Origin of the sequence: Anderseniella sp. Alg231-50, assembly GCF_900149695.1 — a bacterium.
Taxonomy (GTDB): Bacteria; Pseudomonadota; Alphaproteobacteria; order Rhizobiales; family Aestuariivirgaceae; genus Anderseniella.
Map to the genome: position 1 here is coordinate 238,277 of NZ_LT703007.1, position 13,669 is coordinate 251,945.

The 13,669-nt window shown below is 57.0% G+C and carries 13 protein-coding genes; 7 read left to right on the forward strand and 6 right to left on the reverse strand.

The genetic code is table 11. The annotated features are described in order from the left end of the window. Positions 1–121: 121 nt before the first annotated feature. From purM to DHN55_RS21120, 3 genes are all read left to right on the forward strand, one after another. Positions 122–1,204: a phosphoribosylformylglycinamidine cyclo-ligase gene (gene purM / locus DHN55_RS21110; protein WP_108883526.1), complete on the forward strand. Its 1,083-nt coding sequence runs from the start codon at positions 122–124 to the stop codon at positions 1,202–1,204. A 1-nt stretch (position 1,205) separates the two neighbouring features. Next, the gene (gene purN / locus DHN55_RS21115) at positions 1,206–1,853 is read left to right on the forward strand and encodes a phosphoribosylglycinamide formyltransferase (protein WP_108883527.1); all 648 of its coding nucleotides are present in this window, start codon (positions 1,206–1,208) and stop codon (positions 1,851–1,853) included. A 136-nt stretch (positions 1,854–1,989) separates the two neighbouring features. Then, positions 1,990–2,694 carry a glutathione S-transferase C-terminal domain-containing protein gene (locus DHN55_RS21120; protein ID WP_108883528.1) on the forward strand — a complete coding sequence of 235 codons (705 nt, stop codon included), beginning with the start codon at positions 1,990–1,992 and terminating at the stop codon, positions 2,692–2,694. A 259-nt stretch (positions 2,695–2,953) separates the two neighbouring features. Here DHN55_RS21120 and DHN55_RS21125 read toward each other — a convergent pair whose 3' ends face one another. Next, positions 2,954–5,044, reverse strand: coding sequence for a molybdopterin-dependent oxidoreductase (locus DHN55_RS21125; RefSeq protein ID WP_108883529.1), 2,091 nt, complete (start codon positions 5,042–5,044; stop codon positions 2,954–2,956). Between the two features lie 209 nt (positions 5,045–5,253). Here DHN55_RS21125 and DHN55_RS21130 point away from each other — a divergent pair, with 209 nt between their 5' ends. Together DHN55_RS21130 and DHN55_RS21135 are read left to right on the forward strand one after the other, a co-directional pair. Further along, complete coding sequence (locus tag DHN55_RS21130; RefSeq protein ID WP_337660634.1) at positions 5,254–5,688, forward strand: NUDIX hydrolase; 435 nt, start codon at positions 5,254–5,256, stop codon at positions 5,686–5,688. Between the two features lie 103 nt (positions 5,689–5,791). Continuing rightward, positions 5,792–7,312 carry an inorganic phosphate transporter gene (locus DHN55_RS21135; RefSeq protein ID WP_108883531.1) on the forward strand — a complete coding sequence of 507 codons (1,521 nt, stop codon included), beginning with the start codon at positions 5,792–5,794 and terminating at the stop codon, positions 7,310–7,312. An 11-nt stretch (positions 7,313–7,323) separates the two neighbouring features. Here DHN55_RS21135 and DHN55_RS21140 read toward each other — a convergent pair whose 3' ends face one another. Together DHN55_RS21140 and DHN55_RS21145 are read right to left on the reverse strand one after the other, a co-directional pair. Next, on the reverse strand, positions 7,324–8,082 hold the full coding sequence (locus DHN55_RS21140; protein WP_108883532.1) for a hypothetical protein: 759 nt from the start codon (positions 8,080–8,082) through the stop codon (positions 7,324–7,326). Further along, positions 8,079–8,576, reverse strand: a complete 498-nt coding sequence (locus tag DHN55_RS21145; protein ID WP_337660635.1) for an RNA polymerase sigma factor — start codon at positions 8,574–8,576, stop codon at positions 8,079–8,081. The genes DHN55_RS21140 and DHN55_RS21145 overlap by 4 nt, the downstream gene beginning before the upstream one ends. Before the next feature lie 107 nt (positions 8,577–8,683). Here DHN55_RS21145 and DHN55_RS21150 point away from each other — a divergent pair, with 107 nt between their 5' ends. Beyond that, positions 8,684–9,112, forward strand: coding sequence for a DUF4399 domain-containing protein (locus DHN55_RS21150; RefSeq protein ID WP_108883533.1), 429 nt, complete (start codon positions 8,684–8,686; stop codon positions 9,110–9,112). Positions 9,113–9,274: 162 nt separating this feature from the next. Continuing rightward, a complete protein-coding gene (locus tag DHN55_RS21155; RefSeq protein WP_108883534.1) occupies positions 9,275–11,695 on the forward strand; it encodes an FAD-dependent oxidoreductase in 2,421 nt (806 codons plus the stop codon). 238 nt (positions 11,696–11,933) lie between these two features. Here the strand turns inward: DHN55_RS21155 and DHN55_RS21160 are convergent, their stop codons facing one another. From DHN55_RS21160 to ndk, 3 genes are all read right to left on the reverse strand, one after another. Beyond that, complete coding sequence (locus DHN55_RS21160; protein WP_337660636.1) at positions 11,934–12,248, reverse strand: hypothetical protein; 315 nt, start codon at positions 12,246–12,248, stop codon at positions 11,934–11,936. A 164-nt stretch (positions 12,249–12,412) separates the two neighbouring features. Continuing rightward, a complete protein-coding gene (locus DHN55_RS21165) occupies positions 12,413–13,048 on the reverse strand; it encodes a VUT family protein (RefSeq protein ID WP_108883536.1) in 636 nt (211 codons plus the stop codon). Between the two features lie 97 nt (positions 13,049–13,145). After that, on the reverse strand, positions 13,146–13,568 hold the full coding sequence (gene ndk, locus DHN55_RS21170) for a nucleoside-diphosphate kinase (RefSeq protein ID WP_108883537.1): 423 nt from the start codon (positions 13,566–13,568) through the stop codon (positions 13,146–13,148). Positions 13,569–13,669: the final 101 nt, after the last annotated feature.

Below are 13,669 nucleotides of genomic sequence, written 5' to 3' on the forward strand. Positions count from 1 at the left end.
TTTCCTTGCAACCATCCCGTTCAATCACCCAATAAGGGTGGCCTTCATGCCAGTGTCAACCGGCACAACAGTCAATGGCAGTGGCAGACGGAAAATTCAAGCGTAGTGTGCAGGCACAAACATGACAAATGAGCACAACGGACTGACCTACAGCGATGCAGGGGTCAGCATTGAGGCGGGAAATTCACTGGTGGACGCCATCAAGCCATTGGCGGCTTCCACGAAGCGCAAGGGCTCAAGTCCGTCGCTCGGCGGTTTTGGCGGACTTTTCGACCTGAAGGCATGCGGGTTCAAAGACCCGGTCCTGGTCGCAGCCAATGACGGCGTCGGCACGAAGTTGCGGGTCGCGATTGAAAGCGGCATTCACTCCGGCGTCGGCATCGACCTGGTGGCCATGTCGGTCAACGACCTCATTGTGCAGGGTGCAGAGCCCCTGTTCTTCCTCGACTACTACGCAACCGGGAAACTCGATGTCGGTATCGCCCGCGATGTCGTTGCGGGCATTGCGGAAGGCTGCCGCCAGGCAGGCTGCGCGCTCATTGGCGGTGAAACAGCTGAAATGCCAGGCATGTATCATGGCGCCGATTACGACCTGGCGGGGTTTGCCGTCGGCGCGGTAGAACGGCGCAAGATACTGCCGAAGAAGGGCGTCGGAGCCGGAGACGTGATCCTTGGCCTGGCATCATCGGGTCCCCATTCAAACGGCTATTCACTGATCCGCAAGATTGTCGAGGTGAGCGGCGCGAACTACAAGAATGCAGCGCCGTTCGACAGTTCGCGCACGCTCGGCGAGGCGTTGCTTGCCCCAACCCGGATTTATGTGAAACCTGTGTTGACTGCCCTGAAGGCACACACCGGCATAAAGGCGCTTGCGCATATAACCGGCGGCGGCTTCACGGAGAACATTCCGCGTGTGCTGCCGGACGATTGTGCAGCTCATATCGACCTGGCAAGCGTCGGTTCGCCGCCGGTGTTCGGGTGGCTCGCAAAAAACGGCGGTATAGCGCAGAAAGAAATGCTGCGCACCTTCAATTGCGGTATCGGCATGATTGTCGTGGTCAGCGCAGCCAAGGCCGATGATGTTATGCTGACCCTTGCCGAAGCCGGCGAACAGGTTGTGCGGCTGGGCGAGATTGCAAACCGCACGGGCCGGCAGGCGAGAGTGAAATTTGCCGGCGCATTGTCGTTGGGAGACAACAGCTGACATGAGCCGCAAACGGGTTGGCATACTGATTTCAGGGCGTGGCTCGAACATGGCTTCGCTTGTTGATGCGGCCCGGCGTGATGACTGCGCCTACGAGATTGCCTGTGTGATTTCAAACCGGCCCGATGCACCGGGTCTGCAGATCGCCAGAAATGCCGGTATCGAAGCTGTTGCCCTCGATCACAAGGCACTGGGCACGCGAGACGCACTGGACGCAGCCATACATGAAGCTTTGCTCGCCAATGGGGCCGAACTGGTTGTGTGTGCCGGTTTCATGCGCATCATGACAGGCGATTTTATCGCCAAATGGGAAGGCAGCATGATCAACATCCACCCTTCCCTGCTACCCTTGTTCAAAGGTCTGGATACCCATGAACAAGCACTGCAGGCCGGCGTGCGCGTGCATGGATGCTCGGTACATTTCATCTCTGCGGAGCTGGATGCCGGTGCGATCATCGCACAAGGCGTAGTCAAAATCGGGCTGGATGATGACGCGGACACGCTGGCAGCGCGGGTGTTACCGGTGGAACATCTCATTTATCCGGCAGTGCTGGGCGCGCTGGCTGAAGGCCGCATCCGGCTGGAGAACGGGCAGACAGTATTTGCTGACGACGATGCCGCCAGCCTGTCCATTCTGGCAACCGGTTAGCGAGCACCTGTCTTGATATCGAGACCTTTTCCTACACGATAGTGTTACCTGCGGTACGCCCACTTGAACTGGCGACAGAAATGTCGGAACATAATAAGAACATTGATGTTTGTTCAACGCCTTCATGGAGTGTATTATGTTGAAATTACAAATGTTTGGCACGGCATTCGGATTGCCGGACCCCAGCCCGTTCGCCATGAAAGGTGAAATGCTGCTGAAGCTGGCTGGCCTCGAACACTCCACGGAAGTCGGAGATGTGCGAAAAGCACCGAAGGGCAAGATGCCGGTCCTGGTTGATGGCGACACGGTCATTCCGGATACGACCTTTATCCGGTTTCACCTGGAAGACAAACATGGCATCGACTTTGACAAGGGTCTTTCGGCACGTGATCGCGGTATCGCATGGTCGGTTGAGAAGATGCTGGAGGAAAGCCTGTACTTTGCGGTCATGCACGAACGCTGGGCGATAGATGAGAATTTCGACCGTGGACCTCGGATGTTCTTTGACACCATTCCTGCGCCTGTGCGGGGTGTCTTGGTCGGGATGATCCGAAAACAGGTCAAGCGCAACCTCTGGGGACAGGGAACCGGAAGGCATTCTCGTGCCGAAATCTGCCGACTGGCAGGGCGCATGCTGACATCATTGTCAGATGTGATGGGCGACAACAAATACCTGATGGGCTCTCGCACATGCGGGGCAGATGCTGCGGTATTCAGCTTCGTGGCGGGCAGCTTGTGCCCGGTGTTTGACAGTGAGGTCCTGGCACATGCGCAATCACACAAAAACCTGGTGGAGTACAATCAGCGCATGATGGCGGAATTCTATCCCGACCTGGCATAAGCAAAACCGGACACTTTCAGGAACAAAGCGGTTTCAAGAATTGCCTTGATCCGGATGTCAGGTCAGTGCAGAGGCCAGAACAGCCAGCGGAGCCAGCGTTGCAACGGCAATCAGACCTGCTATGCAGACCAGCTCCAACACAGGAGAACGTGTACGTACAAAAATCATGGCCGAAAGATGCCGTGATTCTCGAAATCAGGAAACGATTCTTTTCAAGGGCTTGGCAGACAGAGATGACATTCTGCCTGAACTTTCGCGTTCAGGCTGGCCTGATCCAGACATGATTGTCGTGAAAGGCACCGCCGCCAACCGGCGCAGGCTGATCGGCACCGACCAGGGTGTTAATGCCGCAACCGCCTTCAAAACTGCGGTTCGGCCAGATGCCCTCAGATACCACGACACCGCGCTTTACCTTGTCGTGCGTACGCACATGCAGGATCACGACACCCAGTTCATTACCGATTTTGACCTTCTGGCCATCAGAAAATCCACTTGCATCCATGTCGGCGGGATGCATCAGCAGTTCCGGCCGGCCTTCGCGCTTAACCGAACCGGGCGTTTCGTTGAACGTGGTGTTTAAAAAAGTCCGTGCAGGACTGGTGGCCAGCCGGAACGGATGGACTTCATCTGCCGCCATGATGACTTCCCAGTGATCCGGGAATCCGGGCATCTGTCCAACCGGGCCTTTTGAACTGACATGGGCCTTGTGCCGTACATCCTGCCATTCGGGTTTAAACCGGAACCTGCCGTCGGGATGGCCGAAACCGTTGAGAAAGTGAGCGGTTTCAAAATCGGGTTGAACATCGCACCACCTGGCCGCTTGAAGATCGTCGATACGCATCCGGCCGGAATTTTCAAGCGTCCAGTCAATCAGCTCACGTTCACTCATCGCGAATCCGGGATGCTCGGCGCCCACCCTGCCAGCCAAGTCACAAATTACCTGATGGTTGCTGCGGCATTCGCCCGGAGCATCAATCAGTTTCGCGCCGACCTGAATGAACTGATGTCCGCTGCCCTGATAAACGTCGTCGTGTTCCAGGAACATGGTGGCCGGCAGCACGATGTCCGCCAACTCAGCCGTTTCGGTCATGAACTGCTCGTGTACACAGACAAACAGATCATCTCTGGCAAAGCCCTGTTTCACCGCGTTCTGATCCGGCGCAACCGTGATCGGATTGGTGTTTTGCGTGAACAGGACAGTGACGGGCGGGCCACCCTGCAAATCATAAGGGTCATTGTTGAGGACAGCACCTATGCGGCACTGATCCAGCATACGGACCGCAGGGTCGAAGGCATCAAGGCCCTCGATCATCATCTTGTTCCATTTGTAGATACCGGAATTCGAATGCAGCGCGCCACCGCCTTCATGCTGCCAATGCCCCATCACCGCTGCAATACTGGTGACCGCATGCATGTTTGCCGAGCCGTTGCGCGATCTGGCAAAACCATAACCGAGGCGGAAATAGGTTGCGCTGGTGCGGCCCACAACTGCTGCAAAATTCTCGATCTCTTCGACACTCAATCCCGTGACAGATGCGGCCCATTGCGGTGTCTTGTCTTTCAGGTGTGTCTCAAGTCCCGCCGGATCGTCGGTGTATTTTTCCATATAGGCGCGATCGGCGTAGCCATCTCGGAAGGCGACATGCATGACAGCGCACGCCAGCGCACCATCGGTGCCAGGGCGGATCACGAGGCCGATATCGGCTTTCTTGAGAGAGCCGGTTTCATAAACGTCAACCACGGCGATTTTCGCACCCCGGGACTTTCTGGCCGCAGCGGCATGGGTCATGACATTGACCTGGGTGTTGACCGGGTTGGTGCCCCACAAAACAACCAGGTCGGACTTGGCTATCTCGCTGGAACTGGTGCCGCTGAGACTGCCGGTGCCCGCCGTATAGCCTGCGATCGGCAGCGACGTGCAGATGGTATCGTACATGCCGGAGTATTTTTTTACGTGACGCAGGCGATGCATTCCATCGCGCATGACCAGCCCCATGGTGCCGGCAAAGTAGTATGGCCACACGGCTTCGGCCCCGTGTTTTTCTTCTGCGGCCAGCATTGCTGCTGCGACTTCGTCAAGTGCGTCTTCCCACGACAATTGCTGCCAGTTACCTGACCCGCGCGCGCCCTTGCGCTTCAGCGGATGCAGCAACCTGTCCGGATGATGGATACGCTCGGCATAGCGGCCGACCTTTTCGCAGATCACCCCGGCGGTGTAGGGGTTGTCCCTGGCACCGCGCACCCGGCCAATGGTGTAGGCGTCCAAGACCTCGACCTCCAGGGCACAGGTCGATGGACAGTCATGCGGACATACGGAGTGCATTGTCTTGATATTCGGGCGCAGGTTCATATTTGCACCGTAGCTTCATGATACTGTTACGCCAATGGTCTTTGAGATCATATCAGCAATGTGAAGACTGCTCAGCCGCAGGCGACGCCCGCGACAAGGCACGAATCACCATGTTCCTATATCATCACCGCACCTGTATTGGACGCGAAGGGCGACAGTGGCCAGTGGAGTACAAATCGATCAGAGACTGGCTTTCCGGGGCGGCGCAGATGTTTTCTGCCCGTAACTCAGCCCTGCAAATCGGTGCCCTGCCATGCCGCAAAGGCAACGGATCACTGGAGGTCTGCCTGATCACGTCCCGCGGCGGCGGCAGGTGGATCATCCCCAAGGGGTGGCCGGAAACAGACCTCAGCCATGTCGAGGTTGCGGCGCAGGAAGCCTGGGAAGAAGCTGGCCTGACCGGACCGGTAAACCGCGATCTTTATGCATCCTACACGGCATCAAAGGAACTTGAGCCGGGGGTTGGAATTCCGGTGCGCATGGATGTCTACCTGATGATAAATCCTAAACAGGCCAAGAAGTTTCCGGAACTGGGAGAGCGCAAGGTCAAGTGGTTGTCCATAGACAAGGCTGCCGAACGAGTGGACGAAGACGGTTTGAAAGATGTGCTGATCAAACTGAAAACCGACGGCTTGCCCACCTAGCCCGGCCAAATATTGGCGGGCATAACTTTTTCACAATGATGGTGCCGCCACGTTGCATTTGATAGTCACAAAACTGTCATAAACCAGCGGAACGGCCATAAAGATGAGTGACGACGTCCAACCAGATGCGCCCCAGTTGCGCAAGACTTCGCTCGACAAGGATCTGTCAAAACTCTCCAGTATGGAAACCGCCACCAGAGCGCTGTCCATGCAGCTTCTGGCACCTGGCCTGGCGATTGTGTTTCTGGCCTGTGCCGGGTTGCTGGCCGCCGCTTATTCCGGTGAAAATCCGAACAGCGCGCTGATCGTTGCAGCCGCCATCATCGGTGGTTACATGGCGCTTAACATCGGCGCAAATGACGTGGCCAACAATGTCGGCCCTGCCGTGGGCTCCAAGGCCATGTCCTTGATGGCCGCGCTGGTGATTGCGGCTGTTTTTGAAAGCGCAGGCGCCATTATCGCCGGCGGCGATGTTGTTTCAACCATCTCAAAGGGCATTGTCGACCCCAAACAGGTGGCCGATGCAAACACCTTCGTGTGGGCCATGATGGCTGCACTGCTGTCGTGCGCCATGTGGGTCAACCTGGCAACCTGGCTCGGCGCGCCGGTGTCTACCACCCATTCGGTTGTAGGCGGTGTGATGGGCGCCGGCATTGCCGCTGCCGGTTTCAGCGTGGTGAACTGGGGAGTGATGGGCGCCATTGCGGCAAGCTGGGTGATCTCACCGCTTCTGGGCGGCGGCATCGCCGCGCTGTTCTTGTGGTTCATCAAGTCGAACATCATCTACCAGGATGACAAGATTGCCGCAGCGCGCAAATGGGTTCCGGTGCTGGTCTCCATCATGCTCGCAGCGTTTACCTGTTACCTGGTCATGAAAGGCCTCAAAAAAGTGTGGAAACCTGACCTTTCGGTCATCGCCATGCTGGGCCTGGCGGTGTTCGGTGCTTCCGTTCTGGTACTGCGTCCGATCATCCGCACTCAGTCGCAGGGCATGGAAAACCGCAATCAATCTCTGCGAAAACTGTTTCATATTCCATTGATCTTTTCCGCCATGCTGTTGTCTTTCGCCCATGGCGCCAACGATGTCGCAAACGCGGTCGGCCCGCTTGCCGCCATCCTGCACACCATCCAGTCCGGTTCGGTGGACGCCAAGGTCGGTATCCCCTTGTGGGTCATGATGATCGGCGCCTTCGGCATCAGCCTTGGTCTGTTTCTGTATGGTCCCAAACTCATCAGAATGGTCGGCGAACAGATCACCAAGATGAATCCGATGCGGGCATTCTGTGTGGCGCTTTCTGCGGCCATTACAGTGTTGATTGCCTCCGGACTGGGTCTGCCTGTCAGTTCCACCCACATTGCCGTGGGCGGGGTGTTCGGTGTTGGTTTCCTGCGCGAATATTACACAACGCATTCCAAACGCCGGCGCACCTATCTGGCCCGAAAGGCAGGCAATACCAGGTTCACACAGGTCCAGGCCGATGAGCGCAGCGAAGACGAAATCGTCTACCGCAAACTGGTGCGCAGATCACACTTCATGACAATTGTCGCGGCATGGCTCATCACGGTACCGGCAACCGCCGTGCTGGCTGGGGCACTGTACTTCGTACTGCAGCAAATGGGTTGAACGGAAAATACCTACAACTGGCCGCGCAATGCCTGCGCCATGCCAACCAGTTGCTCGTTCGGAACATCACCTATGACCATGTAGCTGGTGCCGTTTCTGGCCCAGTGGACGATGGGCAGACCTTCCCTGACCTCCGTCGCCAGATCTGCATCTGGCGCCCCATCCTGCGTGATGCAAAAGGCAACCGGTGTGACGCCGTCATGCAGATAGGCCAGTTGCACCAGCGGACGCGAACCGAACCTGAGCATCTGCCCACGCCTGAAATCGGCTATGGGAACTTTCAACGCCTGCCGGGTGAGCGTTACGCCGATACGGCCGGACAAGTGTTCCAGCGTCTTGTCCACTTCGGCAGGCGCAATTGCGTTCCACTTCAGCGTTTCTGCCGAGTAAAGCACCTGATACTCAGCCACTGCTTCACGCCATGACTTGTCCGCGGTAGTCAAGTTACCTGAGCCTGATCCCACCAGCACACCTATCGCCAGACACGCCGCGCACGCTGCAGCTACCAGCAGTCTCCTGTTGCCAGCACCGGTTTTCACATCATTGGCGGGTTCTGCATCCATTGCCAGGGCAGATCGCAGTTCATCAACCGGCGCGCCTGCCCCGAGCGCCAGATAGTCTTTTGACATACGGTCACGATCGATCTGCAACTCCGCCAGTTCAGAGGCCAGCTGTGCATCGGCGAGGCTGCGCTCACGCACTTCCTTCGCCTGGTGTTCGTCCAGTTCACCATCAAGATATGCTGTGAGTGTTTCGGGCGTGATCTTCATTTCGATTTCCTGACCGCATCGTTTTGCGGATTCATACCAGCCAATTTAGCCCGTGCCGCAGCCAACCTGCTCATAACAGTGCCGATTGGCACATCCAGCGCCTGAGCCGCTTCTGCATATGTCCATCCTTCGAGATAGACCAGCAGAACCGTTTCACGCTGGGCCTCTGGAAGCTCTGCTACTGCAGTTAACACCTGGGATGCGAAAATATTCGTTTCCACATGGCCGGCCCCGTCAAAACTCAACACGTTTTCCGCCTCAACCGTACCACTTCCCGTGCGCACCCGCGCCGCCCTGAGTTCATTGCGCCACACATTCATCATCATGGTCATCAACCAGCGGTCCAGCCTGGTGTCGGGATGGTACATGGCGGCCTTTTCCAGCGCGCGGACACATGTCGCCTGCACCAGATCCCGCGCGCGTTCCGCATCGCGGGTCAGCACGAGGGCGAACCTCCACAAGGCGGACAGATGCTGTTCCAGTTCATCGCGCACTACGCCGAGATCCCATAATTTGCTTCATGATCGAATAAACCGGGGCCTTGCGGTGTTTATCCCGCAGTACCGCAACGGCGTACTGACCTAACCTATGGAGAGAAACTATGAACAAACTCATCTCAATCGCAAGCCTTGCCGCCACAATTGCATTGTCCGGTGCAGCCCTTGCCGGCGAAACCCCTGCTCCTGAAGGTGCCGGTGTCTACTTCATCAATGTCAATGACGGAGACACCCTGACCAACCCCGTAACCATCCAGTTCGGCCTCAAGGGCATGGGTGTCGCGCCGGCCGGTACTGAAAAGGAACATACCGGCCATCATCACCTGATTATCAATGAAACCATTGAAGGTGAGGAACTGAACGAACCCATTCCTGCCGACGACCAGCATGTGCATTTCGGCGGCGGCCAGACAGAAAAGACACTGGACCTGCCGGCAGGCACACACACCCTGCAACTGGTCCTGGGCGACTGGAGCCACATTCCGCACAATCCGCCGGTCATGTCCGAAAAGATCACCGTAACCGTGAAATAACACTCTGCATGCGTGAAGCCGCTTCATCTGATGGTGAGGCGCCTTCACCTTGCTCCGACCAGAGAGGAATATTTGTCAGAGCCACGATGTGTCGCTTCTTGCCGATACAGTTGAATACGGTGTCTAATGGGTCAGTATTTTTTCCCTTGAAGGACATAGAGCATGAAATCGACTGCGCGGGTTGTCATCGTTGGCGGCGGTGTAATGGGCGTCGGCCTGTTGTATTCTCTGGTAAAAGAAGGCTGGAGCGATGTGGTACTGGTTGAAAAGGGCGAGCTGACGTCGGGCTCTACCTGGCATGCAGCGGGCCAGTGCCCGCATTTCACCGGCTCACTTAACCTGGCCAAGATCCATCACGAAGGCACACTGGTCTATCCCAGGCTGGAGGAAGAGACCGGGGAAGCGGTGTCCTGGCACGGCTGCGGCGGCCTGCGTCTTGCCATCACCGACGCGGAAGTCGAATGGTTCAAGCAGGTCTACGGCGTTTCCAAGCTCATCGGCTATGAAGCTGCCCTGATCGGACCTGACGAAATCAAGAAGTACCATCCCTATCTCGAGACCTTCGGGGTCAAGATGGCCTATGTCACCGTAACCGACGGCCATGTGGCACCGGCGGATGTCACCAACTCCATGGCAGCAGGCGCGCGCCAGGGTGGCGCGGAAATCTATCGCCGCACCATGGTTGAGAACATTGAACTGCTGCCCACCGGCGAATGGAAAGTCATCACCGACAAGGGCAGTATTGTGTGCGAACACGTGGTCAATGCGGCCGGCTCCTATGCCGACGTGGTGGGCGCATGGACCGGACATAATGTGCCGATCTGCAACATGCTGCACCATTACCTCATCACCGAACCGGTTCAGGAGCTGATCGACCTGAAAGACGAACTGCCGGTGGTTCGCGATCCCTACTCCCATTCCTACCTGCGTGAAGAAACAAACGGTGTTCTGGTTGGTCCTTATGAAACCGAAGGCGCACATGTGTGCTGGGACGGCAAGCCACCGACATGGGACTTTGAGAACGAACTGATCACACCGGAACTGGACCGGTTGATGCCGTGGCTGGAAAAGGCCACCGAGCGCATGCCGATCTTTGCCAATGCCGGCATCAAGTCGGTTATCTCCGGCGCCATCACCCACACCCCGGACGCCAACTTCCTGCTTGGTCCGGCACCCGGGCCGGCAAACTACTGGATGGCAACCGGCGCTTCCATCGGTGTCTGCCAGGGCGCAGGCGCGGGCAAGTACCTGGCACAATGGATGGTGCATGGCGCAACCGACATCAACATGGCTGAATTCGATCCACGCCGGTTCGGCAACTGGGCCGACAAGGACTATGCGACCGAGCTGTCCATCGTTGACTATCAGCACATGTATTACTGCTATCGCCACGGCGAGCAGCACATGAACAAACGGCCATTGCGCACATCGTCCCTGTATGACCGCCTGAAGGACCGCGGTGCCCAGTTCCAGGCTGTGTTCGGCTGGGAGCGCGCACGCTGGTTCTCCACCGACGGCAAGAGCGAAGACTATTCCTTCCGCCGCTCCAACTGGTTTGATGTGGTGGCTGAAGAGTGCAAGGCGGTGCGCGAAACCGCCGGTCTCATGGACCTCACGACATTTGCCAAGTTCGACGTGAAAGGCAAGGACGCAGAAAGCTTCCTGGAGCGCATATGCGCCAATCGCATCCCCAAGAAGGTCGGCGGCATCATGCTGGGCCACCTGGTCAAGGAAGGCGGGCGTATCGAGAGCGAGATCACCGTCACCCGCCTCGGCGAAGAGCACTTTTATGTCCTGTCAGCCGCCGTTGCCCAGTTGCATGACATGGATGCGTTGCGCTGGCGCCGCAGCAAGGACGAAGTCGTTACAATTACGGACGTAACGGATGATTTTGGCGTCCTGGCGCTGGCCGGTCCGTTGTCGCGGGATATTCTGCAGCCGCATACGCCGCAGGACCTGTCCAATGACGGACTGCGCTGGCTGCGCGGTACTATCACCGAGGTTGCCGGTATCAAGGATGTCCGTCTGATGCGGGTCAATTATGTGGGTGAACTGGGTTGGGAAATACATGCCCCGATGGATGGCCTGCCGGCAATCTTCGACGCCTTGATGGCAACCGGTGAACCATTGGGAATGCGACTCTTCGGCGCCTATGCCATGAACTCGCTTCGCATGGAGAAGGCCTATCGCGGTTGGGGAACCGAGCTGACCCAGGAAGTCACCCTGATCGAGGGCGACATGGAACGCTTCTGCCGTCTGGACAAGGAGTTCATCGGCAAAGCGGCTACACAGGCATCGAAACAGCGCGGCCCGCGTATCCAGCTTGTCTACATGGAGGTTGAAACAACCGATGCAGACTGTGCCGGCAATGAACCGATCTATCAGAACGGTGAGATTGTTGGCCTGACCACCGGCGGTGCCTATGGTCATGCGGTGAAAAAATCACTGACCTTTGCGTACCTGGATCCGAAAAAGGCCGACATGGCCAAGGACTTCGAGATCATGATGTTCGATGAAATGCAGCCTGCCAGGATCATCGAGCAACCGGCCTGGGATCCGGAGAATGTCCGCCTGAGAGCGTAGTTCTCCTTCACCTCAACATGAACCGTGGGTGAACAAGGCATTCACTCACGGTTCTGTGATCATGTGGAACAGTGGCGCCAATAATAACAACTCCGACAAAAGGAGATTAGCGCCATGACTTACGACATCAAAGTGATCCTGTTACTCGGCATGCTTGCCGGTTTGTCGTTCATTGCCAGCCTGGCCATAGTCTGAAACGCGCCATGCACGGCAGGCATCAATAGTGGAAACCGCTGGATCAGAGCCCGGAAAGCTTCGGTCTGCGGCTGTATTCAGCCCAGGAATTGCCGGCTGCAACAATGCAGGCCGTGCCATCAACCTGAGTAACCACAATGGTCCAGGTACCGGTTTCCGATGTGAACAACTCCACCATGCCGGACGATCCGACAAGCCCCATCCCTGAGCGTTGTTCATTGTACTTTGCCGACAGCTTGTCGGTGATCTGGTTGTGTTCGGCGCAGTAACGGATGCCAGCATTGGCTCGCGCGGGCGCTGTGGCCCAGGCAAAAATGGCGAGCGCAGCAGCAATCAAGGCGTAAACTCTTAAAGACATTACCGTCTCCTTCCCCGCACCCCCTGCAGCAGTTTTTGCGCCACACGCGAGATGCAATAGAAATTGCCAAGCCGGTCCCTGTCAGTCTGATGACAAAGCCTGCGCCCTTATGGTTAATGAAAGATTAACAGCCGGCGAAACAGTCGCAGTGGAATGGCAGAATCTCAGGCAACCGAGGTCTTGCCGACCACTCGATCGAGACGGCGCCACAGCAGGCCATAAGGTGCCAGCAACACCAGCGCCATCGTTACCTTGACCATCAGATCGCCCAATGCCCAGGACACCCAGCGTGGCGCCTCAACGGCAAGCACACCAAGCAATGGCGCAGGCTGCACGGCAAAGTCGAGACCTGCTCCCAGAAAGGAAAAACTGGCTGCAAAAGCGAATGAGAAGAAGATGAAGGTGTCGACGACTGCGCCGACCATGGAAGAAATCAACGGCGCCCGCCACCATTGGCCCGACCGCAGCTTGTCAAATATCGATACGTCCATCAGCTGGGAAATCAGGAACGCCGAGCCGGATGCGATGGCAATGCGCGGGCTGGCCAGAATGATCGAAACCAGTACTGCGATGGCAAAACCTGCAAATACCACCTTGCGGGCCGCCGCGGCGCCGAACAGCCGGTTGGTCAGGTCCGTCACCAGGAATGCCACCGGAAACGTAAACGCGGCATAGGTCAGAAGGTCGGCCAGTTGCACGGCACCAATGGTCGCGTGCACCGGAAACTGCACAAGATAGTTTGACCCGGCAATGATCACGGCCATCGCCACCACGGCAACAAAGAACTGATGTATTTTCATGTCAGCTGACTTCATAGCCGATGTACCATTTCCGGTTAAAATGCCATGAGAGTGACTGCAACCGGCCACTCCCGCATTTCAGTTCATGTTATCTGACCTAGCCGACGATTTCAGCTTCCGAGAAATTCTGGCCGATTTCGATAGCGGCATTCTCAACACTGTCGGAACCGTGTACGGAATTTGCCTCGATCGACTCAGCGCACTCCTTGCGGATTGTACCGGCATCAGCGTCAGCCGGATTGGTCGCGCCCATGACGGTGCGATAAGCCGCAACAGCGTCTTCGCCCTCAAGAACCTGTACCACAACCGGGCCGGAGGTCATGAAGTTGACGAGGTCCATATAGAACGGGCGTTCCTTGTGAACGGCATAAAACTCCTTGGCCTGGTCTTCGGACCACTTCACGCGCTTTTGCGCGACGATGCGCAGGCCGGCAGCTTCAATCATGGAATTGATCTTGCCGGTCAGATTGCGGCGGGTAGCATCTGGCTTGATGATGGAGAATGTGCGCTGGACGGCCATGGGTCGTTCTTTCATGAAAAATGGTTTTGAGGATTGCTTCAGATGGCGCGCTTATAGCCGCGCTGCAATCAGACTTCAAGCGGGCATAGATACAGCAAAGG

Coding starts and splice junctions, on each gene's coding strand:
- purM (WP_108883526.1), top strand. CDS start 122: ATGACAAATGAGCACAACGGACTGACCTACAGCGATGCAGGGGTCAGC.
- purN (WP_108883527.1), top strand. CDS start 1,206: ATGAGCCGCAAACGGGTTGGCATACTGATTTCAGGGCGTGGCTCGAAC.
- DHN55_RS21120 (WP_108883528.1), top strand. CDS start 1,990: ATGTTGAAATTACAAATGTTTGGCACGGCATTCGGATTGCCGGACCCC.
- DHN55_RS21125 (WP_108883529.1), bottom strand. CDS start 5,044: ATGAACCTGCGCCCGAATATCAAGACAATGCACTCCGTATGTCCGCAT.
- DHN55_RS21130 (WP_337660634.1), top strand. CDS start 5,254: ATGTTTTCTGCCCGTAACTCAGCCCTGCAAATCGGTGCCCTGCCATGC.
- DHN55_RS21135 (WP_108883531.1), top strand. CDS start 5,792: ATGAGTGACGACGTCCAACCAGATGCGCCCCAGTTGCGCAAGACTTCG.
- DHN55_RS21140 (WP_108883532.1), bottom strand. CDS start 8,082: ATGAAGATCACGCCCGAAACACTCACAGCATATCTTGATGGTGAACTG.
- DHN55_RS21150 (WP_108883533.1), top strand. CDS start 8,684: ATGAACAAACTCATCTCAATCGCAAGCCTTGCCGCCACAATTGCATTG.
- DHN55_RS21155 (WP_108883534.1), top strand. CDS start 9,275: ATGAAATCGACTGCGCGGGTTGTCATCGTTGGCGGCGGTGTAATGGGC.
- DHN55_RS21160 (WP_337660636.1), bottom strand. CDS start 12,248: ATGTCTTTAAGAGTTTACGCCTTGATTGCTGCTGCGCTCGCCATTTTT.
- DHN55_RS21165 (WP_108883536.1), bottom strand. CDS start 13,048: ATGAAAATACATCAGTTCTTTGTTGCCGTGGTGGCGATGGCCGTGATC.
- ndk (WP_108883537.1), bottom strand. CDS start 13,568: ATGGCCGTCCAGCGCACATTCTCCATCATCAAGCCAGATGCTACCCGC.